This is a genomic window from Pseudomonas floridensis (genome assembly GCF_002087235.1).
Classification (GTDB): domain Bacteria; phylum Pseudomonadota; class Gammaproteobacteria; order Pseudomonadales; family Pseudomonadaceae; genus Aquipseudomonas; species Aquipseudomonas floridensis.
Map to the genome: position 1 here is coordinate 1 of NZ_MUIO01000016.1, position 23,058 is coordinate 23,058.

A 23,058-nucleotide genomic window follows, 5' to 3' on the forward strand; every position below is an offset into this window, starting at 1 on the left:
TTGATCGTCCAAAGTATCGACAGCGAAACATCATTGAGCGGATGTTTGGCTGGCTAAAAGAGAACCGCAGAATAGGGACTCGCTACGACAAGCTGGCCAGGAGCTTTGCAGCCATGGTCACGCTGGCCTGCAGCCTACGCTGTATGAGGCAATACTTTCGTACAAAACCTAGTCAGTCGCAAATTTTCCTACTCAGGGTTTCCTTTGTGCGTTACGTCAGAAATTTTGATAGCTTCTGATCTATACGCTCTACTTGATTGGGATCCCGGTTTTTTTTGCGACTATAAAAAAATTATAAAAATAAGCTACTCAATAATGACTACATTGAGGTTCCAAAAGGCAGGTATAGTTTGACAATAAGTGGATATGTCGGACTGGATTTTCCTTGTGGGTCGCTTGGGTATGGGATTAACTTTCGCTTGGTTGATATGTTGCCAAAGGTTAGTAAAACTGCTTCAGTTGATGAAAAAAACTTTGTCTTAGAGAATGACATATAGAGGCTTTTGTAGTTCTTGATTCCGATCTTTGGTATAGAATTATCTGATTGACAGCAAGCTCGAAAGTACCGGCACGTCCCAGTACGACGGTCTGGGGCGACGGGTTACCAAACAGTTCGAAGTAAACAGCCAGACCGAACACAAACGCTTCCTATGGCAAGGCCTGCGGATGCTGCGTGAAGAACAGCCGGGACAGAACAGCCTGCACGTTTACGAGCCCGGCAGCTATGCGCCGCTGGCCAGTATCGACCAGCGTGAAGGTGAAGCCGAAAACACGCTTTACTACTTCCACACCGACCAGATCGGCACGCCGCTGGAGATGACCGACGCCGACGGCCAGATCGTCTGGCAGGCAACGTACAAGGCGTGGGGTTCCATTGAAACGCTGACCGTGAACGAGGTGGAGTAGAACCTGCGGTTTCAGGGGCAGTATTTTGATGAAGAGACGGGGCTTCACTACAACACGTTCCGGTATTACGATCCGGAGGTGGGGCGGTTTATTACGCAGGATCCGATTGGGTTTCTCGGAGGGCTTAATCTTTACTCATACGTTCCTGCTCCCACATTATGGATTGATCCATCTTGGATGGCTTCCTTGGGAGAAAGGAGGTTTTGATAGTTGGTTCAATAATGCTTCTTTTGCTGACGTTCTCAAAAATAAGACTGCAGTGGGAGACGCGCTAAGAAGGCCAGGAGGTAAGCATGAAATTTTTCCAATTTCAATAGCTGCGAAGGCAAAAGAGCTAGGTTTTTCGGCTCAAGAATTTAGAGAACTAACTGTGCCAACCAAAGATGGTACTTTTGTCGGCGTTACTAATGCGCTCGGCAATCCCGTACCTAACGGATCACACCATAATAGCAGCGCAGGTAGAAACTTTCACAATAATCTAATAAGAGATTTGGCTAAGACTCAGACAAAGGCTCAGGCGTTGAGTGTAATTGATGCCCATCATCGTGCTCATATGAAATTAGGGAGTTGCTAATGGATACTTACGATATTGAAAGATATGAAAAAGTTCATATTTGGATCGGTACAAACTTTGAGCCAGAACCGGATTATCAGAAATATTTTGAGCTAGATTATGATGCTGAATTAGATGAGCCAGGCTATAAAGTGTGTGGGTTTTGTAAGGATATAGGGATAAGGTGGTATGATCAGGATTTCATTGGAATCATCCCTAGAGCTGAAAAGGAAATAAGTTTAAATGAGCTTCTTAAAGAGGCTCCTGTTGATTCTAATAGTTTAGAAAATGTAAAGGCGGAATGTGCTAATTTAGGTATTTCCAAAGCAAATGCAATATTTTGGTACTCTGACGGTGGTATTGGTGTTTCTCGGCCATATAAGGCTAGCTATAATGGCTTAAAATATGTGGGTCTGTTTGAAGGAAATTGACTTTCTGTATGCTTTTTTAATGTGGAGATTATAAGTGCCTCGAAATAGTGATTGATTTTCAATTATTTCTTTGAGGTGCTTATATGTTGCTTCTATTTGCTAGCTATTGAGAGGCTTTTGTATTTTTAAAATTTCGTATTAAATAATTTCTGTCAGGTTGGGTTTTGATTTGTCAGATCTCAATTTTTAGAATGTATTTTTCAAGTCTGTTTCGAGTAAAATTTTTCTGCCCTCGCTACGACTCCGCAGCCAACCGCTTGAACTTTAACACCAGCCGTTTCGGCCACGTGACGGACAACCGCCTCAAGCAATGGCGCGATCAGGTATACAGCTACGACGCCTGGGGCAACCTGACCGAGAAAAGCAGTGGTCTGGCGAAATGGCAGACGTTTACCTACGACTGCGAAAACCGTCTCGTCAAAGCCGAAACGCTGGTAAACAGCAAGCTCGAAAGTACCGGCACGTACCAGTAAGACAGCCTGGGGCGGAGGGTTGGCAAGACTTCAATAAAGGACGGTCAAACCGAACACAAACGCCTCCTCTGGCAAGGCCTGCCGATGCTGCATGAAGAACAGCCTGTACGTTTACGAGCCCGGCAGCTATGCGCCGCTGGCCCGTATCGACCAGCTCGAAGACGAACCCGAAAACACGCTTTACTACTTTCACACCGACCAGATCGGCACGCCACTGAAGATGACCGACACCGACGGGCAGATCATCTGGCAGACGACGTACAAGGCGTGGGGTTCCATTGAAACGCTGACCGTGAACGAGGTCGAGCAGAACCTGCGTTTTCAGGGGCGGTACTTTGATGAGGAGACGGGGCTTCACTACAACACGTTCCGATATTACGATCCGGAGGTGGGGCGGTTTATTACGCAGGATCCGATTGGGTTAGATGGGGGGCTTAATCTATACCGGTATGCACCTAACCCTAATGTTTGGATAGATCCTTGGGGATGGGCTTATAAGGGGGTTGATTTTACAGGGTCCCCTGACTTATTCCCTGTAAGTGGTAACCAAAAAAACATAGTAAGTATCACTATGCAAGGGTCCAGAGGGCGAGATTTTACTCAGGCCTATAAAGAGGCTGGCATTAAAGCATCAGACGTCGATGACTATACGTGGCATCATCTGGATGATTTTGACCCTGCAACGGGCAAGACTACCATGCAGCTGGTTAAAACGTCGGCACACGAAGCTACGTTTCCACATGGAGGCTCTGTATCTCAGTTTGAAAAACACTTTGGATTGCGGTCTGGAGCTTATGGTACAGCAGATGCAATAGGTATTTCGCAAAGTAAGGGCTGGCTGAAAGGGCGGGCACCGAAAGTAAAATCCACAACGTGCTAGTAAGGGGTTTAAATATGCTACCTTTTGAGTTTTCTAAGTCTGAGTCTAAAGTTGGAATGGCTCAAATAGATGAGTTAGAGACTGTCGTAGGTAGAGTTCTACCTACAAGCTTTAAAGATCTATACATGAGCTGTAATGGCGGTGTGCCGAGTAAAGATTGGTGGGATAGCGATGATGAGTATGAGCCTGTTAGAGTAAAAAGATTCAAGGCTGTCGCGCCTCCAGACGCCCCAGATGCATCAGAAACTAAATTTCTGGGGGGGTGCTATGTTGCAATGGTAGCAAAAAATGTAATTCCCCAGACTTTACTTCCGTTTGCCATAGATGATGGCGGGAATTTTTTCTGTTTAGACCTTTCTGACGGTAATGTGTGTTTCTTTGCGACCGATTCCTTCGATTCCGAGTTGAGTGCCTCTGCTAATCATGCCAAAGCTTACAGGTGGCTTTCAAATTCCTTTGAGGAGTTTATTAATGAGTTGAAAGATGAATCGGATCTTGAGTTTTAAATTTGAGCCGTATTGGAAGTATTTTGCTTGGCTTGGGTGACTTTCATAAGTGCAAGTATGCGTATGGTTGAATTCGACAACCGAATTCAAGGGGGTAAAAAATGAAATAATTAAATTTGAAGGCGCAACTGAATAATTGTGCCTTTTGGCAATGTTTTGGATGTTGCGTGTTAAAATCCATCTATTCGATGAGGCTTTACGGACTATGAGCGAAGCCGCTACATCTCGCTGGTCTGAAGCGACTCGAGTTGAAAAGGAAAAAGCACGATTGTCACTGACACTGAGGCAAGGATCACACGTGAGTTGCACCTCTTTGTAGTGCCTGGCGATAGGTTTGTTATTAAGGGGGAGTGCCCGCCATGCAATAGCTGTAAAGGCAAGATGAATGCCTTTAAAAGCGCTAATGGTGCTGATGTAAAGTAAAAATTATCTGCTAGCGATGGTTATTCAGTTGAGGCTTAGAACGCTAAAACTCAAAAATATCTAGGCCTGGTTGCGGTTGAAAAAGGATGGGAGCAGTTTTCCGGTCCAAAATCAGCAACGTGCTAAAGGTTAATATGAATACTAATTTAAAAAGCGCTATCAAAGAGTATTATCGTTATGGGATATCTGGAGAGCTTCCGTCTCCAGAGTCTATGGAGGTCTTACGAACGAATGACTTACTTCGTCCTGTTGTTGAACTGGAACATGACGATTTGATTAAATTGCTTTTTCATGAGGTGTCGATATGCAGTAAAGAAAGTGTGGTTGAGTCTTTTTTGTTGGGTTTAGAAAATAATCAGCCTGAAAAGAGGGCTGCACTGTCAGCTTTTGCGATAGCTTTGAACTTACCTAAGCATAAATTTACTGTTGCTAATGGCTTTCAATGCGATGTGTGTGGCGCTTTTAAATCCCGCAAAAGGGATTTTACTATTTTGAATTTAGGGCGCTATTCTTCTGGGGCTAGCAATAGTGGTTCTCCCCGATGAGTTATATTTTTTTTGAAAGAGGCTAATGAGTCTAGAGTCAATAGTGTGGAATCTATAACATCGTTCAAAGCTGTGCTAGCTGTTTTAAAGAGTGCTGTGCCAGAGGATACACCTACGACTATTGAAAAAAATCAGAAGCTTGAAGAGTTTAAAGCTTTCAGCTGAGCAGTCTAGAGGGCTTGTTGATCTTTTAGTCCATATAGGCGTTTTGGAAAGTCCAGAGCATAAGGGGTTTGTTTATCAGTTTAAAAACATTGGGCTAATGCCAAGAAAATCCAAGTCCAGTGACTGGAGTTATCCGGTTGATTTCTGGAAAGGAGAGTATGGTGTAAATGAGGACGCGGTAGAGTTTTGGTTTGGTAAGTATTTGAGACAGTTTGCTTGAGCGCAATTTTATATGTTAAGCAAAATGTCTTTATAAGAAACAACTGGGCGTTACCGTCGAAAGCCGCTGCAAATCATCGAAGACGCGATGGGCCACTTCCTGCATTTCCTTCGCATCGAGCAAGACACGCTGGCCGACATTAGCGCCACCAGACGCTAGCCCTTCACCATCGAACTGCATGACACCGGCCACATAACCGGCTTTACGCTGCTTCATGGCAGCCAGCTTTCGCTTGGGTACGATGGATATGCCTGGCTGCTCCAGGAAACCGGCCCGCTATGTCGCACCATCACCTACCTTCATGAATTTATTGCCACACGCCCGGCAAGTCGCTGGATAAACTTCAAGTTCTTCGCAAGCTCGTTCCTCCCCATCAAGGAAGACCAAAATTGGGCAAACAATCCCGCAACAAACCAGGTCCCCTCGACCCAAAGCTGATGTATTTCTACACCCCGTACACCTTCCGCGCGCGCTATTTTCCGGTGTTCATGTTTTCCATGTTCATGTGCATTTTTTCGCTCGCCATCACGACAAGCATCGTCACGCAGGCCTGGTTTGCTCATGACCGCGATGCGTCCATGGATACCTTCAAGCTCATGATGGGCACCAGTGTGATCCTGTCCGCCGGAGGCATTTTGCTGGCCAGAGGGCGGTTATGGGGGATGTGGGTGTTGGTGACCTTGCTGGCGATCTGTATGGCTACGGTGCTGGTGACTTGGGCTATGTCTGATCGGCGTGTCGATGTGATCAGCTCGATGCTGGGTGTGCTTTTTCCGTTGCTTGGCTTTTTATCGCTGAACAGCAGGCGTCACCGGGAGATGCGTGAGCAGTTTCTGTTCAATCGTGCGCAGCGCAAGCTGCTACGTGAAGAGTACAAGCTCAGGGACACGCGCAAGCGCCACATCGATAGTCGCAGGGCCATGCTGCGCAAAAGGAAGGAGAGCCGTCGATAGCCGGATGCGTTTTCGACAGGCAACAAAAAACCCGCCGAAGCGGGTTTTCCCAAGACCATCCCGACTTCCTGTCGGACGCCTCCGAGGCGATGGCCGATCATCCTTGATCCTGGTGAGCTCCCTGCTCACCACTTGTTGGATCCAATATTACGGCTCATGTTGTTGGACAAAAATAGCCAACTACCCCTAGGGCGTGTAAGCCTTTGGCTATACGAGGCCGTTGCAGCCCTGTTCCTGCATCAACATGCCGTGGGAATGTGACAAGTGATGCGTAGGAGAAGCAGGGCGTACATAATTTGATCAGTCGTCCATGGCGCGGCACAAATCGCAGGCAATAAAAAACCCGCCGAAGCGGGTTTGTACCAAGACCATTCCAACTCCCTGTCGGCTGCCTTCCCGGCGATGGTCGATCGTCCCTGATCCTGGCGAACTCCTTGTTCACCAGTTGTTGGATCCAATCTTACGACCGTCCCGTCAGGTCAAAAAGAGCCAAATGACTCAATTGCGTGTAAGCCTTTCGCTATACCTGCGTGGGATTTAGTCGAAGGTCGGGTGATGCAGTCCTGCCTATGCGAGCTATAACTGAGCACAGCAGCATTACGAAATCACCGGCCCGCTTGGGTCCAGAGCTAATAATTCGCCAGGGTGTGTCTATGTCGATCTTCCATCAGGGGCTGTCCAAAGGCCCGGCCAACCACATGGCGCTTACGCCGCTGAGTTTTCTTGAGCGTACTGCCGCGACTTACCCGGATTATCCGGCAGTCATTCATGGCGCGATTCGGCGTGACTGGGCGCAGACGTATCGCCGCTGTCGTCAGCTCGCTTCAGGATTGAGCCAGTTGGGTGTGCAAAGCGGCGATACGGTTGCGGTGATGCTGCCCAATATTCCGGCAATGCTTGAGGTGCATTTTGGTGTGCCGATGCTGGGTGCGGTGCTCAATACACTGAATGTGCGCCTGGATGCATCGGCCATTGCTTTCATGCTCGGGCATGGCGAAGCCAAGGTGTTGATTGCCGACCGTGAGTTTCATGCGGTGGTGCATGCGGCGTTGGCAATGCTGGAAAACCCGCCGCTGTTGATTGATGTGGACGATCCCGAGTATGGCGAAGGACGACTGCTCAGCGAGCTCGACTACGACGCGCTGCTTGGCGCAGGTGATCCCGATTTCGAGTGGCGATGGCCTGAGGACGAATGGGCGCCGATCTCCCTGAATTACACCTCCGGCACGACCGGCGACCCCAAAGGTGTGGTCTATCACCATCGCGGTGCGTTTCTGAATGCCATTGGTAATCAGATGGCCTGGGGCATGGGCCTGCATCCGGTCTATCTGTGGACGCTACCGATGTTTCACTGCAACGGCTGGTGTTATCCCTGGACCATCACGGCGCAGGCCGGCACCCATGTGTTTCTGCGTCGCGTCGACCCGCAGAAGATCATTACGCTGATCGACGAACACAAGGTCAGCCATTTGTGTGGCGCGCCCATCGTGCTCAACGCGCTGGCCAATCTGCCCGATGCAGCGAACGTCTCGTTCGGCCATGCGGTCCATGCCATGACCGCAGGTGCTGCGCCGCCTGCGCGGGTCATTGCGTCGGTCGAGGCAATGGGTATCTGCATCACCCACGCGTATGGCCTGACGGAAACCTACGGCCCGGTCACGGTTTGTGCCTGGAAGGCTGAATGGGACGAGCTGCCGCCTGACGAGCGCGCATCGTTGAAAGCGCGGCAGGGTGTACGCTATCCGACGCTCGAAGGGGTAATGGTCGCCGATCCGCTGACCCACCAGCCGGTGCCTAAAGATGGCCAGACCATTGGCGAGATCTATATGCGTGGCAATACCGTCATGAAAGGCTACCTGGGCAACCCGACCGCCACGGATAAAGCGTTCGAGGGCGGCTGGTTTCACTCCGGCGATCTGGCGGTGTGGCATGCCGACGGCTATCTGGAGATTCGTGATCGCAGCAAGGACATCATCATTTCCGGCGGCGAGAACATTTCGACCATCGAGGTTGAAGGTGTGCTGTATCGCCATCCGGCCATTCTGGAAGCCGCCGTTGTCGCCCGGCCTGACGAGAAGTGGGGCGAGACGCCGTGTGCCTTCGTCACCCTCAAGACCGGCTCTGACCAGGTGACGGCTGAGCAGCTCATGCGTTTTTGCCGCGAGCATCTGGCGGGCTTCAAGGTCCCGAAAACCGTGGTGTTTACGCCGCTGCCGAAAACCTCGACCGGCAAGATCCAGAAGTTTCTATTGCGCGAATGGGCGAAAAACGGCCAGACCGATCAGGGCGTGAAAGTGGATGCGGCTTCGCAGTAGCGTTGTTCGGCGTTGCGGCTCTCCTGATCGCGATCCCGGTTCGCACGCTTGGTCCACTCCCGGCATTCCTCACGGAAGTTGACCTGCGCGGATTTGCGGCACTCGCGTCGTTCCACTGAGCGAGCAAGGAAGTTCTCGCACACGCTGTCGCCGTCGATGGTGTTGTCGTAGACACGCCACTGCGCGCGATAGCGGTTGCGCCCGTCCCACTCGCGTATGGAAACGGTTGCCACCTTGTAAGGTCGCGAAGGTCGGGCGGCGGGTCGGGCGGCGTCTGCCTTGAAGTCGGCCATGTAGCCCGCCGACACCATGCCTTGCGCCGGTTCGGTCTGAGTCGGGCGCGGGACCTGGCCGAAACGGCAATTCAGGACGCTCTCATCGATGACATTGCCGTTCTTCAGGCAGTTATCCAGCGGTTGTAACGGGGCGTTCGACGCGGCCGCACTGGCGGGCTCGGTTTTGGGCAACACATACGCTTCCCGACGCAGCGTGGCAGGGGATGGGCTGGCTGTCGGCACCGATTCCGAATCGATCCAGGACGTCTGCGCTTCAACGGCGGGCGGTTCAGCGACCGGCAGCGGCACAGCCTTGGGCTTGTGCAGGTGCGAAGTGATCATGGCACCCAGGCAACCCACGACAACCAGGCCCGCCAGCCATAACCCGTAGGCGCGCGGCTTGCGTGGACGAGGGCTGACCTTTCGGCTCGGGTGCGAACCCAGCACCACATCGACCTGGCCGGGCACAAGACGCTGGATGCGGATAATTCCGTCATCGTCTGACTGCTGCGTGGAATCCATTCCTGCTCCTTGAATCATTGATCACGCTGCGTGGTCTGGCTATGTGCCACGTATCGGGGTTTCAAGTGTATCGGTGTTCAGGGCGATTTCTGAAATGTTTTAGAGGTGTCGCCGCCGCGTCCTACGCGCTAAGGTCGAATCCGTTTTGATTCACCCGTTTCGATTCATTTAGGGAAGCGCCGCACATGCACGAACGTCTTGAGCAGGTTTTCGGTTACTCGCAGTTTCGTCCGGGGCAAGAGGCAGCCATTGGTGCGGTGCTGGCCGGGCGTTCCGCAGCCGCGATTTTCCCCACCGGTTCAGGCAAATCACTCTGCTACCAATTGCCGGCGTTGATGTTGCCGCACCTGACGCTGGTGGTGTCGCCTTTGCTGGCGCTGATTCAGGACCAGTTGGCCTTTCTCAAGCGTCACGGCATTGCGGCGGCGAGCATCGATTCGGCGCAGAGCCGCGAGGACGTCGCCCATGTGATGGCGCAGGCGCGCTCCGGGGAGTTGAAGGTGCTGATGATTTCCGTAGAGCGTCTCAAGAATGAACGCTTTCGCCAGTTCATCACCCAAGTCCCGATCTCGCTGCTGGTGGTGGACGAGGCGCACTGCATCTCCGAATGGGGCCACAACTTCCGGCCCGATTATCTGAAGCTGCCCGACTACCAGCGCGAGTTCAATATCCCGCAGGCCTTGCTGTTGACTGCCACGGCCACGCCGCAGGTGATTGCCGACATGCAGGACAAGTTCGCCATCGCGCCGCAGGACGTGGTCACCACCGGCTTCTATCGCGCCAACCTGCATCTGTGGGTCGAGCCGGTCAGCGGATGGGACAAGCGTCGGCGGCTGGTCGAATGGCTGAGCGAGCGAAGCGGGCAGCCGACCATCGTTTACGTCACGTTGCAGAAAACCGCCGAATACATCGCGGCGCACTTGCAGCAGAGCGGCCTGCCAGCCAGCGCCTACCATGCCGGTTTGCCCAACGATAAGCGCGAGTCGATCCAGCAGCAGTTCATGAGCGGTCGCCTGAACTGCATCGTTGCCACCATCGCGTTCGGCATGGGCATCGATAAGAGCGATATCCGCAACGTGGTGCACTTCGACCTGCCTAAATCCATCGAGAACTACAGCCAGGAAATCGGCCGGGCAGGGCGCGACGGTGCGGCGTCCGATTGTCTGGTGCTCGCCAACCGCGACAGCATCAACGTGCTGGAAAACTTTGTGTATGGCGACACACCGGAGCGTGAGGGCATCGCTCGCGTTCTGGAGGACTTGCTTAACGCACGTCACGACGGGCAATGGGAGTTTCTGCTGAATCCGTTGGCGGATCTCAGCAACATCCGCCAACTGCCGCTCAAGACGCTGCTGGTACAACTGGAACTGCGCGGGATCATCGCGCCGCGTTACGCCTATTTCGCGGAATACCGCTTCAAGTTTCTGATTGAGCCAGGTGAATTACTGGCGCGCTTCGAAGGTGAGCGACGGCAGTTCGTCGAAGCGGTCATCCAGACGTCCAGTCGAGCGCGAACCTGGGCGACGGTGGATTTCGATGCGCTCTACCAGCAGTACGGTGCCGAGCGCGGGCGTGTGGTCACGGCGCTGGATTACTTTCAGGAGAAGGGCTGGATCGAGCTGGAAAGCAAGCAGATGACCGAGGTCTACAGCCTGTTGCGCAGCGATTTTGATCCAGAGGCGCTGAGCGACGAGTTGCACGCTTACTTCAGCGAGCATGAAGCGACCGAAGTCGCCCGGATACACACCATGCTTGACGTGTTCGCGAGCGATCAATGCCTGACGCACCGTCTTGCCCAGTACTTTGGCGACCACAACGCCCCGCAGCGTTGCGGCCATTGCTCGGTGTGCCATGGCCAGATCGCCCATCTGCCAGAGCCTCCTGCACTCGAACCGCTAGGCAACAAAGACTTTCAGCAGCTGTGCGGCGATTTCATTCACAAGCATCAGGACCACAGCGGCCAGCCGCCAAGCGCGGAATGCCTGACGCGTTTTCTGTGCGGCATCAGTGTGCCGCTCTTCACAAAGCTGAAAGCGCGTGCCACTGCGGGATTCGCCGAACTGGAGGATTATCCATATGCGCACGTGCGGACGTGGGTGCTGAGCCGGCTCGTAGCGTGACGCAATAGCGTTTGTCTGCCCCGCCATTTCGTGGACAAGTCCACTCCTGCCCCGTGGGACTCGTCCGCGAATAGGCTAAACACCCCCACCGGAACGCAAACCGGCCGCTCGAGAGCGGCCGGTTTCTGTATCTTTATGATCAACGATGACGGTAATCGCGACCATGCTTGCGATGCCCATAGTGCTTGCCACGGTTACCATGACCGCGGTATTCGCGACGGTCATCACGGCCGCCACGATAGCGGCGATCATCATCGCGGCTTTCATTGCCCATATAATTGCCCAGCGCGCCACCTGCGGCGCCACCTGCAACCGAGCCCACCAGGCTGCCCGTGTTGCCGCCTACGCTGCGACCGATCCCGTTCCCGCCCGCAGCGCCCAGCCCACCGCCAATAGCCGCCTCTGTACGATTGCGGCGATCTGCACCAACCGCGCTACCGGCTGCGCCGCCCAGCCCGGCACCAATTGCCGAACCGGTGCTGCCGCCGACCTGCTGACCGACGACCGAACCCAGTACCCCACCCAATGCTCCGCCTACGCCTGCCGTCACGTTATCGCCTGCAGAGGCGAAACCGGTGCTCAGGGTAAGAGACAACAACAGTATCGAGGAATACTTCATGTAGGGAATCTCATAGGGATGACGCCGCGATATTCGTGTCAAGTGAAGAATGTAGCAATGCAAATCCGACGAGTAACACGATTGCAAAACAAACAGCTAAGTTATTGTTTTGGCTAAGGAACTTAAACCTGAAAATACAGTCTGAGGTTACTTGCGACAGGCCCGTTTCCAGAGAAACGGGCCTTTTTTATGGGCTTCAGATAATCCGCACCGACTCCGCCGAGCGCTCAAGGCGGATCGCCACGAACTTCGAGGTCGGCGTGCTGCTGCCGTCACCAACGCTTTCCAGCGGTACCAGTGGGTTGACCTCTGGATAGTAAGCCGCCGCCTGGCCGGCCGGGATGTCGAACGGCAGCAGGGTGAAGCCCTTCACGCGGCGCTCGCGGTTGTCGCCCCAGATCGAGATCAGGTCCGCTTTCTGGCCCGGCTGGAAGCCGAGGCGGATGATGTCGGCTTCGTTGACGAACAGCACGTCGCGTTGACCTTTCACACCGCGATAACGGTCGTCCAGGCCATAGATGGTGGTGTTGTACTGATCGTGCGAGCGCATGGACTGCATGATCAGGTCCGGAATCTCGCCGGTGGAACTGATGCCCTCATGCAGCAAGGTGCTCGGCAGTTTGTTGGGCTTGAAGTTGGCGCGGGTCGATGCGGTGTTCCAGCGACGTGCGCCCGCCGCATTGCCCAGGTAGAAACCGCCCGGGTTTTTGATGCGCTCGTTGAAATCCTTGAAGCCTGGAATGGTGTCTTCGATCAGATCGCGAATGCGGCTGTAGTCCTGCGCCAGCCACAACCAGTCGACCGGTTGCTTGCCCAGCGTCGCGTTGGCGATGCCGGCCAGGATCGCAGGCTCGGAGCGCATCTGCGAGGAGATCGGCTGCAACTGACCGTTCGAGGCGTGCACCATGCTGAACGAGTCTTCCACGGTGACCGCTTGCGGACCGTTATCCTGAATATCGATGTCGGTACGACCGAAGCACGGCAGGATCAGCGCGTCCTTACCGTGAAACAGGTGGCTGCGGTTGAGCTTGGTACTGATTTGTACCGTCAGGTCACAGTTGGTCAGTGCTTCGGCGGTGCGATGGCTGTCTGGCGTGGCCTGGGCAAAGTTGCCGCCCAGCGCGATGAACACCTTGGCGCGGCCTTCGGCCATGGCATGGATGGCTTCGACCACGTTATGGCCGTTTTCGCGGGGCACCTTGAACTGGAAGCGTTTTTCCAGAGCGTCCAGCAGGAACACCGGCGGGCGCTCGTTGATGCCCATGGTGCGGTCGCCTTGCACGTTGCTGTGACCGCGCACCGGGCACAGACCGGCGCCCGGCTTGCCAATGTTCCCGCGCAGCATCATCAGGTTGGCGATTTCCTGAATGGTCGCCACCGAGTGACGATGCTGAGTGATGCCCATTGCCCAGCACATGATGACGTTCTTGCCTGCGGCGTACATGCGCGCCGACTGTTCGACATCGGCAAGCGGCAGACCCGATTGTTCGACGATCTCGTCCCATGACGTGTCGTCGATGGCCGCCAGGTAATCCAGCACGCCTTCAGTGTGTTCGTTCAGGAACGCGTGATCGAACACCGACGGCGCGTTGTTCAGTTGCGCCTCGCGCTCCCATTGCAGCAGGTACTTGGCCATACCGCGCAGCAGCGCCATGTCGCCACCCAATGCCGGGCGGAAGTAGGCGGTGTTGGTCGGGCGGTCGCCGTTGGTGAGCATTTCCATCGGGTGCTGCGGGTGTTGGAAACGCTCCAGGCCACGCTCTTTCAACGGGTTCACGCATACCACCTGCGCGCCACGCTTTACTGCTTCGCGAAGCGGCTCGAGCATGCGCGGGTGGTTGGTGCCGGGGTTTTGGCCCAGTACGAAAATCGCGTCCGCATGTTCGAAGTCATCGAAGGTCACGGTGCCTTTGCCGACGCCGACGCTTTGCGACAAGGCAACGCCGCTGGCCTCGTGGCACATGTTCGAGCAGTCCGGGAAGTTGTTGGTGCCGTAGGCGCGCACGAACAACTGGTACAGGTAAGCCGCTTCGTTGCTGGCGCGGCCGGAGGTGTAGAACTCGGCCATGTTCGGGCTGGGCAGAGCTTTCAGGTGTTTGGCGATCAGCGCGAAGGCATCGTCCCAGGCGATGGGCTTGTAACGGTCGGTTTCGGCGTCGTAGACCATCGGCTCGGTCAGGCGGCCCTGATACTCAAGCCAGTAGTCGCTCTGCTCCAGCAACGCGGTCACGCTGTGGCGGGCGAAGAAGGCCGGGTCGACGCGGCGCTTGGTGGCTTCCCAGTTGACCGCCTTGGCGCCGTTCTCACAGAACTTGACCATGCCGCTTTCCGGCGAATCGCCCCACGCGCAACCGGGGCAGTCGAAACCGCCGTTCTGGTTGGTCTTGAGCATCATGCGCAGGTTTTTCAGCGCATTGTCGCTGCCCAGCCAGGCCTGCGTCACGCTGATCAGTGCGCCCCAGCCGCCAGCCGCACCTTTGTATGGCTTGTAGCGGGGTGTAGGTGTCTTGTCGGCTTGGTGATGAGTGCTCACGCTTGAATCTCCATCGCAGGGCTATAGACCCGCGGCGCACTGTGCTGCGGCAGGTGGATTAAATTAAGGTTGTGTCGGCGTGCCCATTGCAGGGCCAGGCCGGTGGGCGAGGACAGACTGACCAGCGTCTGGATACCTGCGCGCAGAACTTTCTGGATCAACTCCAGGCTGCAGCGACTGGTGACGATGGCCGTGCCGCCCGCCAAGGGAATATCTTGACGAATGAGCGCGCCGATCAGCTTGTCCAGCGCGTTGTGCCGCCCGATGTCTTCACGACCTAGCAACAACTGGCCGTAGCCATCCATGTAGATGGCGGCATGCACGGCGCCGCAGTGCTGCCCCAACGGCTGAAATTCGCCGATACGCTGGCGCAGGCCTTCCAGCCATTGAATCGGTGGGAGCGGTGCGCCAGGCAGCGCGTTAAGTTCCGGCAGCGCCTGCTCGACCGCTTCGACGCCGCACAGGCCACAGCCGCTGGTGCCTGCTAGCTGGCGGCGTTGCTGTTTCATTTCCCAGAAAGCACGGCTGGCGATTTCGACCTCGGCCTGCATCGCCGAGCCGCAACCGCTGAGTTTCAAGTCGTAGATTTCATCGCGTGACGCAATGATCCCGCTGCCCAGGCTGAAGCCGACGATGAAGTCTTCGAGGTCGGTCGGGCTGACCAGCATGACGGCCTGGCTGATGCCGTTGTAGGCGATCGCCAGCGCCACTTCCTCGGCAAGTGCCGTGCGTGCGCCGTCCTGACCTTCGAGGGTCGCGTAACTGTAGGACTGGCTGGCTTCGGGGGCGGGCGCGAAAGCAGACGCGGTGCCGACCGTGCGCTTGGCATGCATGGGCAAAAATACCGGCAGATTGACACCTACCAGACTAGGCCTGTTGTCCGGTATCGTCTAATCGCTAGTTCCAATGCGCTGATAGATAACGTCGATCAGCGTTTTATCGGGGGATTTCTGCTACCAGCGCGAAACACGCTTCCGCCAGCGCGGAGCGGGGCGCACTGCGGCGCATGATCAACCCCAGCTGGGCCAAAGTACGGGCATCGGCAATCGGATGCATGGCTAGATGCTCGGTGAGCGTCTCCAGGCCGCCGTCCAGCGGCATGATCGCGCAGCAAAAACCGCCATGAACTGCCTGTAATAACTGATGAACGGCATCGGTTTGTAGCAGAGGTTGCGGCTGAAGGCCGCGGCTGTGGAAGTTGTGGTCGATGGATTGGCGAAAATGCATGCCGCTGGTCAGCATGCCCAACGGCAACTCGACCAGATCCGCCCAGCTCAGCGGCGCATCGCCGAAGCTGAAATGTCGCCGGTCGTAGAGCAGGCCCATTTTCGTGTCATCCAGCGCCAGCGAGTCGAACCGGTCATTGTCCAGCCGCTCCAGATAGGACACGCCCAGATCGATGCGATTGCTCGCCAGTTGTTCCAGCACCTGCTCGGAACTGAGCGACGACAGCTCGAAACGCAGATTGGGGTGCATCTGGTGCAGACGATGCAGCAACGGCAAGGGATCGAAGCTCGACAGCGGCACCACGCCCAGTCGCAAGGTCCCGACCAGATGGCCACGGCAGGCGGCGGCTTCGGCCTGCAAGCCGTCATAGGCCGATAACACCGTCCGCGCCCAGGCCAGTACCCGTTCGCCCGGCGCGGTGAACCCTTCGAAACGCTGGCCCCGGTTGACCAGCGGCAAGCCGAGTTCTTCTTCCAGATTGCGCAGGCGCATCGAGAGTGTGGGCTGGGTGATGTTGCAGCGCGCTGCCGCCTGACCGAAGTGGCGCGTTTCGTCGAGGGCGATCAGGAATTTGAGTTGCTTGATGTCCATATTCACTCCGGTAGGCGATCCAGGCGCACGATTCTACGCGTTCATGGCCGAGGATGGTCGAGCGACGTTGGTCGGAACGCTGCAGGCCACGATTTATAAGGGCTATGGTTATTGTTGCTGATTCGACAACCAACGTCAGGAGAACCAGAGAATGAGTATTTTCAGTTTCTTGAAAGAGGCGGGCGAAAATATCCTGGATGCTATTACGCCGGGTAACGCCAACGCAGATGAAGTCCTGAAAACGCATATTTCCGAAGTCGGCTTGGGTAATCCCGCCATTCAGACAGAAGTCGACGATGGCACTATCACCGTCAAGGGTGAGGCTTCCAGTCAGGAGGAAAAGGAAAAGATTCTGGTAACGCTGGGCAATATCAAAGGCGTCGAGAAGGTAGACGATCAGATGACCATCGCCGCCGCTGGTAGCGCGTCAGGCGCTTCGTCCAGTGTCAGCGCACAATCCAGATTCGTCACCGTCGAGAAGGGTGACACCCTCAGCGCGATTTCAAAGCGCGTGTATGGCGATCCGAACAAGTACCAGAAAATCTTCGAGGCTAACCAGCCGATGCTCAAGAGCGTGGACAAGATCTATCCGGGGCAGACGTTACGCATCCCTGATTGAGCTGAGACGCTGATCGCGCCTCAGACTCTATACCCCTGATGAGTACTTGTGCGGCAGGCATGGGTACTCTCGATGCCGTGGGCATAACCCCTTACAAGCCCTTGATCAGCGCCCGATAATCATCCACGGCGGCAAACTCCTCGGTGTCCTTCGGACCTTTCTGGCTGTTGGGCTGGCTGACGGCCAACAAGTGCGCGACGCCGAAACGTCCGGCGCTGCGCAGGATCGGCAGGGTGTCGTCGATGAACAGGCTGCGGGCCGGGTCGAATGCCGTGTCGGCCAGCAGGGCGTCCCAGAACTGCGCGTTCTCCTTCGGAAAACCGTAATCGTGGGAGCTGATCAGGCGCTCGAAGTAGGGTGACAACTCAATTCGCTCCATTTTCAACGACAGCGAATCACGGTGCGCGTTAGTGATCATGATCACCCGCTTGCCCGCCTGTTTGATCGCCGCCAGAAAAGTCTCCGCGTCCGGCCTGAGTGCGATCATGTGGGCGATTTCCCGTTTCAGGTCACGCACTGACAGCTTCAACTCGGCGCTCCAGAAATCCAGGCAATACCAGTTCAGGGTGCCCGCGTTGTTCTCGAACAGCGGCTTCAATTCCAGCCAGGCCATGGCGAAGCTGATGCCGTGCAGCTCGGCGTAGCGCTGCGGCAGGTGCTGCATCCAGAAGTGATCGTCGTAATGCAGGTCGAGCAACGTACCGTCCATGTCCAGCAGGACGGTATCGATTTCGCTCCAGGGCATGGAAAGCATTCTTGCCTCTTGCGGGGTGGTCGTGTGAGTAAGCATATCCGACACAGACATTCGGAAAAGCCACGGTATAGTACCTCGTCCATGTGAAGGAGCCTGTCATGCGTCAGAAACCTACCGTCCTTGCCCGCGCCATCGTGGCCAGCAGTCGCCTGTTCCGGGTGGAAGAGCTGCAATTGCGCTTTACCAACGGCGTCGAGCGCACGTATGAGCGTCTGGTTGGCAAAGGCGCGGGATACGGCGCGGTGATGATCGTCGCGATGCTCGATGCCGATCACGCGATCCTTATTGAAGAGTATTGCGGTGGCACTGACGAGTACGAACTATCGTTGCCCAAAGGCTTGATCGAGCCGGGCGAAGACATCCTGGCTGCGGCCAACCGCGAGCTCAAGGAAGAAGCCGGGTTTGGCGCGCATCAGCTGGAACACCTGACCGAGCTGTCACTGTCGCCCGGTTACATGAATCAGAAGATTCAAGTGGTGCTGGCCACTGACCTTTACGAAGAGCGACTGGAAGGTGATGAGCCCGAGCCGATCCGCGTGGACAAGATCAACCTCAGGGAGCTGGCGAGCCTGGCTCAGAATGCACAATTCAGCGAAGGACGTGCGCTGGCCGCGTTGTACCTGACCCGCGATTTGCTGACCCAACGTGGATCGTTCCAACCATGACCGACTCGCTCGACCTTCTGCCGCATCCGCTGCTTGCCCCCGTGATCGAACTGGCGCGTCAGGCGGGTGAGGTGATCCTGCCCTTCTGGCGCGCAAACGTCAGCGTGACTTCCAAGGCCGACGACTCGCCCGTGACTGCAGCGGACCTGGCCGCCCATCAGGTGCTGGTCGACGGACTGCAGGCGCTCGATCCGGGTATTCATGTGTTGTCTGAGGAAGACGCTGACATTCCATTGAGCGAGCGCGAGACCTGGGAGCGCTGGTGGCTGGTCGATCCACTGGACGGCACCAAGGAATTCATCTCCGGCAGTGAAGAGTTCACCGTCAATGTCGCCCTGATCGAGCACGGTCGCGTGGTGTTCGGCGTGGTTTCCATGCCGACCAACGACCGCTGCTATTTCGGCGGTGCAGGGCTGGGGGCATGGCGCAGCGATGCCGTTGGCCATGTTGCGCCGATCAAGGTGCGCAGCGAACTGCAGGCCGGGCAGGCGTTCACCGTGGTCGCCAGCCGTCGGCATTCCAGCCCTGAGCAGGAGCATTTGCTGGCGGGGTTGGCTGCAAGCCTGGGGCCGCTGCAACTGACCAACATCGGCAGCTCGCTGAAATTTTGTCTGCTGGCCGAGGGCGCTGCCGACTGCTACCCGCGTCTGGCCCCGACCTCGCAATGGGACACCGCGGCCGCGCAAGGCGTGCTCGAGGGCGCAGGTGGCGAAGTGCTGCAACTCGACGGCCAGCGCTTTTCCTACCCGGCGCGCGAATCGCTGCTCAACCCGTTCTTCCTGGCCTTACCCGCCAAAGCCGACTGGCGCGAAAAGCTTCTGGTGCTGGCGCAATCCTGACTCTGGAGCAATACCCCAATCGCGGGAGCGGACTCGTCCGCGAAGGCTTTCTTTCAGTCGGTACACCTTCGTCGGACCCTACACCTTTTCGCGGACGAGTTGGCTCCCACGGGCGACCTGGCAAAGTAATACGGGGTATTTCCGCCGCCTGGGCAGCTTCGCGTTGGCGGCAGAGGTGGATCGTGGCACGATGGCGCGGTTATCGAACGGGATTGCCAAGACCATGCCGCACTCTAAACCCAAGAATCTTTCACTGATCGCCGCTATCGACCTGGGCTCCAACAGCTTCCATATGGTTGTGGCAAAAGCCAATCAGGGCGAAATTCGCATTCTTGAGCGCCTGGGCGAAAAGGTGCAGTTGGCAGCCGGAATCACCGAAGAGCGCCAGCTCACTGAAGAATCCATGCAGCGAGGCCTCGATTGCCTCAAGCGCTTTGCCCAGTTGATCAACGGTCTGCCGCTCGGCGCCGTGCGCATCGTGGGCACCAATGCCCTGCGTGAAGCCCGTAACCGCAACGACTTCATTCACCGCGCCGAGGAAATCCTCGGTCATCCGGTGGAAGTCATCTCTGGTCGCGAAGAGGCACGCCTCATTTACCTGGGCGTCTCCCACACACTGGCCGACACGCCCGGCAAGCGCCTGGTGGCGGACATCGGCGGCGGCAGCACCGAGTTCATCATCGGCCAGCGCTTCGAGCCGCTGCTGCGCGAAAGCCTGCAAATGGGCTGCGTGAGTTTCACTCAGCGCTACTTCCGCGACGGCAAGGTGACACCGGCCCGCTATGCCCAGGCCTACACCGCCGCTCGCCTCGAGATCATGAGCATCGAGCATGCGCTGCACCGCCTGAAGTGGGATGAAGCCATCGGCTCGTCCGGCACCATTCGCGCCATTGGTGTGGCGCTCAAGGCCAATGGCTATGGCGCGGGCGAGGTCAATGCCGAAGGGCTGGCCTGGCTCAAACGCAAACTGTTCAAGCTGGGTGACGTCGAGAAGATCGATTTCGACGGCATCAAACCCGACCGCCGTGCGATTTTCCCGGCTGGCCTGGCGATTCTGGAAGCCATCTTCGACGCCCTCGAACTCAAGCGCATGGATCACTGCGAAGGTGCGTTGCGTGAAGGTGTGCTGTATGACCTGATGGGGCGCCATCATCACGAAGACGTGCGCGAGCGTACGCTGACTTCGCTGATGGAGCGCTATCACGTCGACATGGAACAGGCCGCTCGCGTCGAGGCCAAGGCGCTGCACGCGCTTGAACAGGTCGCCGACAGCTGGGACCTGCAACATGAGAGCTACGCCGAGCTGCTGAGCTGGGCCGCCAAGGTGCATGAAGTCGGACTGGACATCGCCCACTATCATTACCACAAGCACGGCGCCTACCTGATCGAACACTCCGACCTGGCCGGTTTCTCACGCGAAGACCAGCAAATGCTCGCGCTGCTGGTGCGCGGTCATCGCCGTAACATTCCCAAGGACAAATTCGCCGAGTTCGGCGATGAAGGCATCAAGCTGATTCGCCTGTGCGTGCTGCTGCGCTTTGCGATTCTGTTCCACCACATCCGTGGCACCCAAGAGATGCCACGCGTGGTGTTGCGCGCCGACGGTCCGAACCTGGATGCGGAATTCCCGGCCGGCTGGCTGGAAAACAACCAGTTGACTCAGGCCGACTTCGCGCTGGAAGCGGAGTGGCTGACCCGAGTCGGTATCGTCTTCAGCGTACGCTGAGAACCGGGTTGCTCAGGCGCTCCAACAGGGTCGCCTGGGCGCTTCGGGCGTTCTGGTTGCCGGTCGGCGTGCTGCGCACGTAACGCCCGTCAGACTGCAACAGCCAACTGTGGGTGTTGTCGGTCAGGTAACTTTCCAGCTCCTTCTTCACCCGCAGAATCAACTTCTTGCCTTCCACCGGGAAACAGGTCTCGACACGCTTGTCGAGGTTGCGCTCCATCCAGTCGGCACTGGACAGGAACATCTGTTCGTCACCGCCATTGAGGAAGTAGAACACCCGCGTGTGCTCCAGGAAGCGGCCGATGATCGAGCGCACATGGATGTTGTGCGAAACCCCGGCAATGCCCGGACGCAGGCAGCACATGCCACGCACCACCAGATCGATACGCACCCCGGACTGACTGGCCTTGTACAAGGCGCGGATGATCTTCGGATCGGTCAGCGAGTTGAACTTGGCGATGATATGCGCAGGTTTGCCGTCGATCGCGAATTGCGTTTCGCGGGCAATCATGTCGAGCATGCCTTTCTTGAGCGTGAACGGCGCATGCAGCAGCTTTTTCATGCGCAGCGTCTTGCCCATGCCGATCAACTGACTGAAGAGTTTGCCGACGTCTTCGCACAGCGCGTCGTCCGAGGTCAGCAGGCTGTAGTCGGTATACAGACGAGCGTTACCGGCATGGTAGTTACCGGTGCCCAGATGCGCGTAACGCACGATCTCGCCGGCTTCGCGGCGCAGAATCAGCATCATCTTGGCGTGAGTCTTGAAGCCCACCACGCCGTAGATCACCACTGCGCCCGCGGCCTGAAGGCGGCTGGCCAATTGCAGGTTGGACTCTTCGTCGAAGCGGGCACGCAATTCGATCACTGCCGTGACCTCTTTACCGTTGCGCGCCGCATCGACCAAGGCGTCGACGATCTCCGAGTTGGCACCACTGCGGTACAGGGTCTGGCGCACGGCCAGTACATGCGGGTCTTTCGCCGCCTGGCGCAGCAGGTCGACGACTGGCGTGAAGGACTCGAACGGGTGCAGCAGCAAAATGTCCTGCTTGCTGATCACGCTGAAAATGTTTTCGCTGTTCTGCAGCAGCTTGGGAATCGCCGGAGTGAACGGCAGGTACTGCAGCTCCGGATGGCTGTCCAGACCGGTGATGCTGAACAGACGCGTCAGGTTGACCGGGCCGTTGACCTGATACAGCTCGGACTCGGTCAGATTGAACTGCTTGAGCAGGTAGTCGGACAGGTGCTTGGGACAGGTGTCCGCCACTTCCAGACGCACCGCGTCGCCATAACGACGCGAGAACAGTTCGCCGCGCAGGGCACGAGCAAGGTCTTCCACGTCTTCCGAATCCAGTGCCAGGTCGGCGTTACGGGTCAGGCGGAACTGGTAGCAGCCCTTGACCTTCATGCCCTGGAACAGGTCATCGGCGTGAGCGTGGATCATTGACGACAGAAACACGAAATTGTCGCCCGGCCCGCAGACATCTTCGGGCACTTTGATGATGCGCGGCAGCAGGCGCGGCGCCGGAATGATCGCAAGGCCCGAGTCGCGACCGAAGGCATCGATGCCTTCCAGCTCGACAATGAAGTTCAGGCTCTTGTTGACCAGCAGCGGGAACGGGTGCGTCGGATCAAGACCGATCGGGGTGATGATCGGCGCAATTTCGTCACGGAAATAGCGACGGACCCAGGCCTTGAGCTTGGCGGTCCAGTGACGGCGACGAATGAAGCGGACCTGATGCTTTTCCAGCTCCGGCAGAAGAATGTCGTTGAGAATCGCGTACTGGCGATCCACATGACCGTGAACCAGCTCGCTGATGCGGCCCAGCGCCTGATGCGGTTGAAGGCCGTCGGCACCTGCCTGTTCACGGGCAAACGTAATCTGTTTCTTGAGACCCGCAACACGAATCTCGAAGAACTCATCGAGGTTGCTGGAGAAAATCAGCAGGAACTTGAGCCGCTCCAGCAACGGGTAGGACTCATCGAGCGCCTGTTCCAGAACCCGTATGTTGAACTGCAACTGTGACAGCTCACGGTGGATATACAGGCTGCTGTCGTCCAGGTTTGGAACGACAATGGCAGGCGTCGCGGCAGCAGGTGCCTCGATGGCCGGGACAACTTCGATATCAGGCTCGACCACCGGGGCAGCTTCCTGAACATCGACTTCAACAGCGGCTTCGATGAGTCCTTCGGTATTCATG

General features: G+C 56.5%; 20 protein-coding genes and 3 pseudogenes. 15 read left to right on the forward strand and 8 right to left on the reverse strand.

Features of this window, described 5'->3' with window-relative positions:
* The 8 genes and pseudogenes from BZK31_RS05450 to BZK31_RS29690 all read left to right on the forward strand — a co-directional run.
* Positions 1-158, forward strand: a pseudogene (locus tag BZK31_RS05450) (transposase); the annotation flags it as partial.
* Positions 159-549: 391 nt separating this feature from the next.
* Positions 550-1,089: pseudogene (locus BZK31_RS29995) on the forward strand (RHS repeat domain-containing protein); the annotation flags it as partial.
* Complete coding sequence (locus BZK31_RS29685; RefSeq protein ID WP_167377851.1) at positions 1,013-1,480, forward strand: hypothetical protein; 468 nt, start codon at positions 1,013-1,015, stop codon at positions 1,478-1,480. The pseudogene BZK31_RS29995 and the gene BZK31_RS29685, both read left to right, overlap by 77 nt.
* Positions 1,480-1,890, forward strand: coding sequence for an immunity 22 family protein (locus tag BZK31_RS05460; RefSeq protein WP_083181778.1), 411 nt, complete (start codon positions 1,480-1,482; stop codon positions 1,888-1,890). The genes BZK31_RS29685 and BZK31_RS05460 overlap by 1 nt, the downstream gene beginning before the upstream one ends.
* A 233-nt stretch (positions 1,891-2,123) precedes the next feature.
* Positions 2,124-3,123, forward strand: a pseudogene (locus BZK31_RS30000) (RHS repeat-associated core domain-containing protein); the annotation flags it as partial.
* 134 nt (positions 3,124-3,257) lie between these two features.
* Positions 3,258-3,749, forward strand: coding sequence for an SMI1/KNR4 family protein (locus BZK31_RS05475; RefSeq protein ID WP_083181779.1), 492 nt, complete (start codon positions 3,258-3,260; stop codon positions 3,747-3,749).
* A 267-nt stretch (positions 3,750-4,016) separates the two neighbouring features.
* Entirely contained in the window at positions 4,017-4,172 is a 156-nt protein-coding gene (locus tag BZK31_RS30010; RefSeq protein ID WP_157900705.1) for a hypothetical protein, read from the forward strand.
* 134 nt (positions 4,173-4,306) lie between these two features.
* On the forward strand, positions 4,307-4,717 hold the full coding sequence (locus BZK31_RS29690) for a hypothetical protein (protein ID WP_167377853.1): 411 nt from the start codon (positions 4,307-4,309) through the stop codon (positions 4,715-4,717).
* A 415-nt stretch (positions 4,718-5,132) separates the two neighbouring features.
* Here the strand turns inward: BZK31_RS29690 and BZK31_RS05485 are convergent, their stop codons facing one another.
* Positions 5,133-5,318: a hypothetical protein gene (locus BZK31_RS05485; RefSeq protein WP_083181781.1), complete on the reverse strand. Its 186-nt coding sequence runs from the start codon at positions 5,316-5,318 to the stop codon at positions 5,133-5,135.
* 173 nt (positions 5,319-5,491) lie between these two features.
* Here BZK31_RS05485 and BZK31_RS05490 point away from each other — a divergent pair, with 173 nt between their 5' ends.
* Positions 5,492-6,055: a hypothetical protein gene (locus BZK31_RS05490; protein WP_083181782.1), complete on the forward strand. Its 564-nt coding sequence runs from the start codon at positions 5,492-5,494 to the stop codon at positions 6,053-6,055.
* A 653-nt stretch (positions 6,056-6,708) separates the two neighbouring features.
* Positions 6,709-8,370, forward strand: a complete 1,662-nt coding sequence (locus BZK31_RS05495) for an acyl-CoA synthetase (RefSeq protein WP_083181783.1) — start codon at positions 6,709-6,711, stop codon at positions 8,368-8,370.
* On the opposite strand, the gene BZK31_RS05500 is transcribed toward BZK31_RS05495, so the two are convergent.
* Positions 8,337-9,167: a hypothetical protein gene (locus tag BZK31_RS05500; RefSeq protein ID WP_083181784.1), complete on the reverse strand. Its 831-nt coding sequence runs from the start codon at positions 9,165-9,167 to the stop codon at positions 8,337-8,339. The genes BZK31_RS05495 and BZK31_RS05500 overlap by 34 nt on opposite strands.
* 185 nt (positions 9,168-9,352) lie before the next feature.
* Here BZK31_RS05500 and BZK31_RS05505 point away from each other — a divergent pair, with 185 nt between their 5' ends.
* The gene (locus tag BZK31_RS05505; protein ID WP_083181785.1) at positions 9,353-11,287 is read left to right on the forward strand and encodes a RecQ family ATP-dependent DNA helicase; all 1,935 of its coding nucleotides are present in this window, start codon (positions 9,353-9,355) and stop codon (positions 11,285-11,287) included.
* A 139-nt stretch (positions 11,288-11,426) separates the two neighbouring features.
* Here BZK31_RS05505 and BZK31_RS05510 read toward each other — a convergent pair whose 3' ends face one another.
* From BZK31_RS05510 to BZK31_RS05525, 4 genes are all read right to left on the reverse strand, one after another.
* The gene (locus BZK31_RS05510; RefSeq protein ID WP_083181786.1) at positions 11,427-11,906 is read right to left on the reverse strand and encodes a glycine zipper domain-containing protein; all 480 of its coding nucleotides are present in this window, start codon (positions 11,904-11,906) and stop codon (positions 11,427-11,429) included.
* Positions 11,907-12,102: 196 nt separating this feature from the next.
* Entirely contained in the window at positions 12,103-14,439 is a 2,337-nt protein-coding gene (locus BZK31_RS05515; protein WP_083181787.1) for an FdhF/YdeP family oxidoreductase, read from the reverse strand.
* Positions 14,436-15,272 (reverse strand): formate dehydrogenase accessory sulfurtransferase FdhD, encoded by an 837-nt coding sequence (gene fdhD, locus BZK31_RS05520; protein WP_083181788.1) that lies wholly within the window; start codon positions 15,270-15,272, stop codon positions 14,436-14,438. Before fdhD ends, BZK31_RS05515 begins: the two co-directional genes overlap by 4 nt.
* Before the next feature lie 103 nt (positions 15,273-15,375).
* On the reverse strand, positions 15,376-16,257 hold the full coding sequence (locus BZK31_RS05525) for a LysR family transcriptional regulator (RefSeq protein WP_083181789.1): 882 nt from the start codon (positions 16,255-16,257) through the stop codon (positions 15,376-15,378).
* Between the two features lie 151 nt (positions 16,258-16,408).
* On the opposite strand from BZK31_RS05525, the gene lysM reads away from it, so the two are divergent.
* Positions 16,409-16,876, forward strand: a complete 468-nt coding sequence (gene lysM / locus BZK31_RS05530; protein ID WP_083181790.1) for a peptidoglycan-binding protein LysM — start codon at positions 16,409-16,411, stop codon at positions 16,874-16,876.
* 91 nt (positions 16,877-16,967) lie between these two features.
* Here the strand turns inward: lysM and yrfG are convergent, their stop codons facing one another.
* Complete coding sequence (yrfG, locus tag BZK31_RS05535; protein ID WP_083181791.1) at positions 16,968-17,630, reverse strand: GMP/IMP nucleotidase; 663 nt, start codon at positions 17,628-17,630, stop codon at positions 16,968-16,970.
* A 98-nt stretch (positions 17,631-17,728) separates the two neighbouring features.
* Between yrfG and nudE the strand changes: the two genes are divergently transcribed.
* The 3 genes from nudE (at position 17,729) to ppx (ending at position 20,860) form a co-directional block, all read left to right on the forward strand.
* The gene (nudE, locus tag BZK31_RS05540; RefSeq protein ID WP_083181792.1) at positions 17,729-18,295 is read left to right on the forward strand and encodes an ADP compounds hydrolase NudE; all 567 of its coding nucleotides are present in this window, start codon (positions 17,729-17,731) and stop codon (positions 18,293-18,295) included.
* A complete protein-coding gene (gene cysQ, locus BZK31_RS05545) occupies positions 18,292-19,134 on the forward strand; it encodes a 3'(2'),5'-bisphosphate nucleotidase CysQ (protein WP_083181793.1) in 843 nt (280 codons plus the stop codon). The genes nudE and cysQ overlap by 4 nt, the downstream gene beginning before the upstream one ends.
* A gap of 223 nt (positions 19,135-19,357) precedes the next feature.
* Positions 19,358-20,860 carry an exopolyphosphatase gene (ppx, locus tag BZK31_RS05550; RefSeq protein WP_083181820.1) on the forward strand — a complete coding sequence of 501 codons (1,503 nt, stop codon included), beginning with the start codon at positions 19,358-19,360 and terminating at the stop codon, positions 20,858-20,860.
* On the opposite strand, the gene ppk1 is transcribed toward ppx, so the two are convergent.
* Entirely contained in the window at positions 20,847-23,057 is a 2,211-nt protein-coding gene (gene ppk1 / locus BZK31_RS05555) for a polyphosphate kinase 1 (RefSeq protein ID WP_083181794.1), read from the reverse strand. The genes ppx and ppk1 overlap by 14 nt on opposite strands.
* Between the last annotated feature and the right edge of the window lies 1 nt (position 23,058).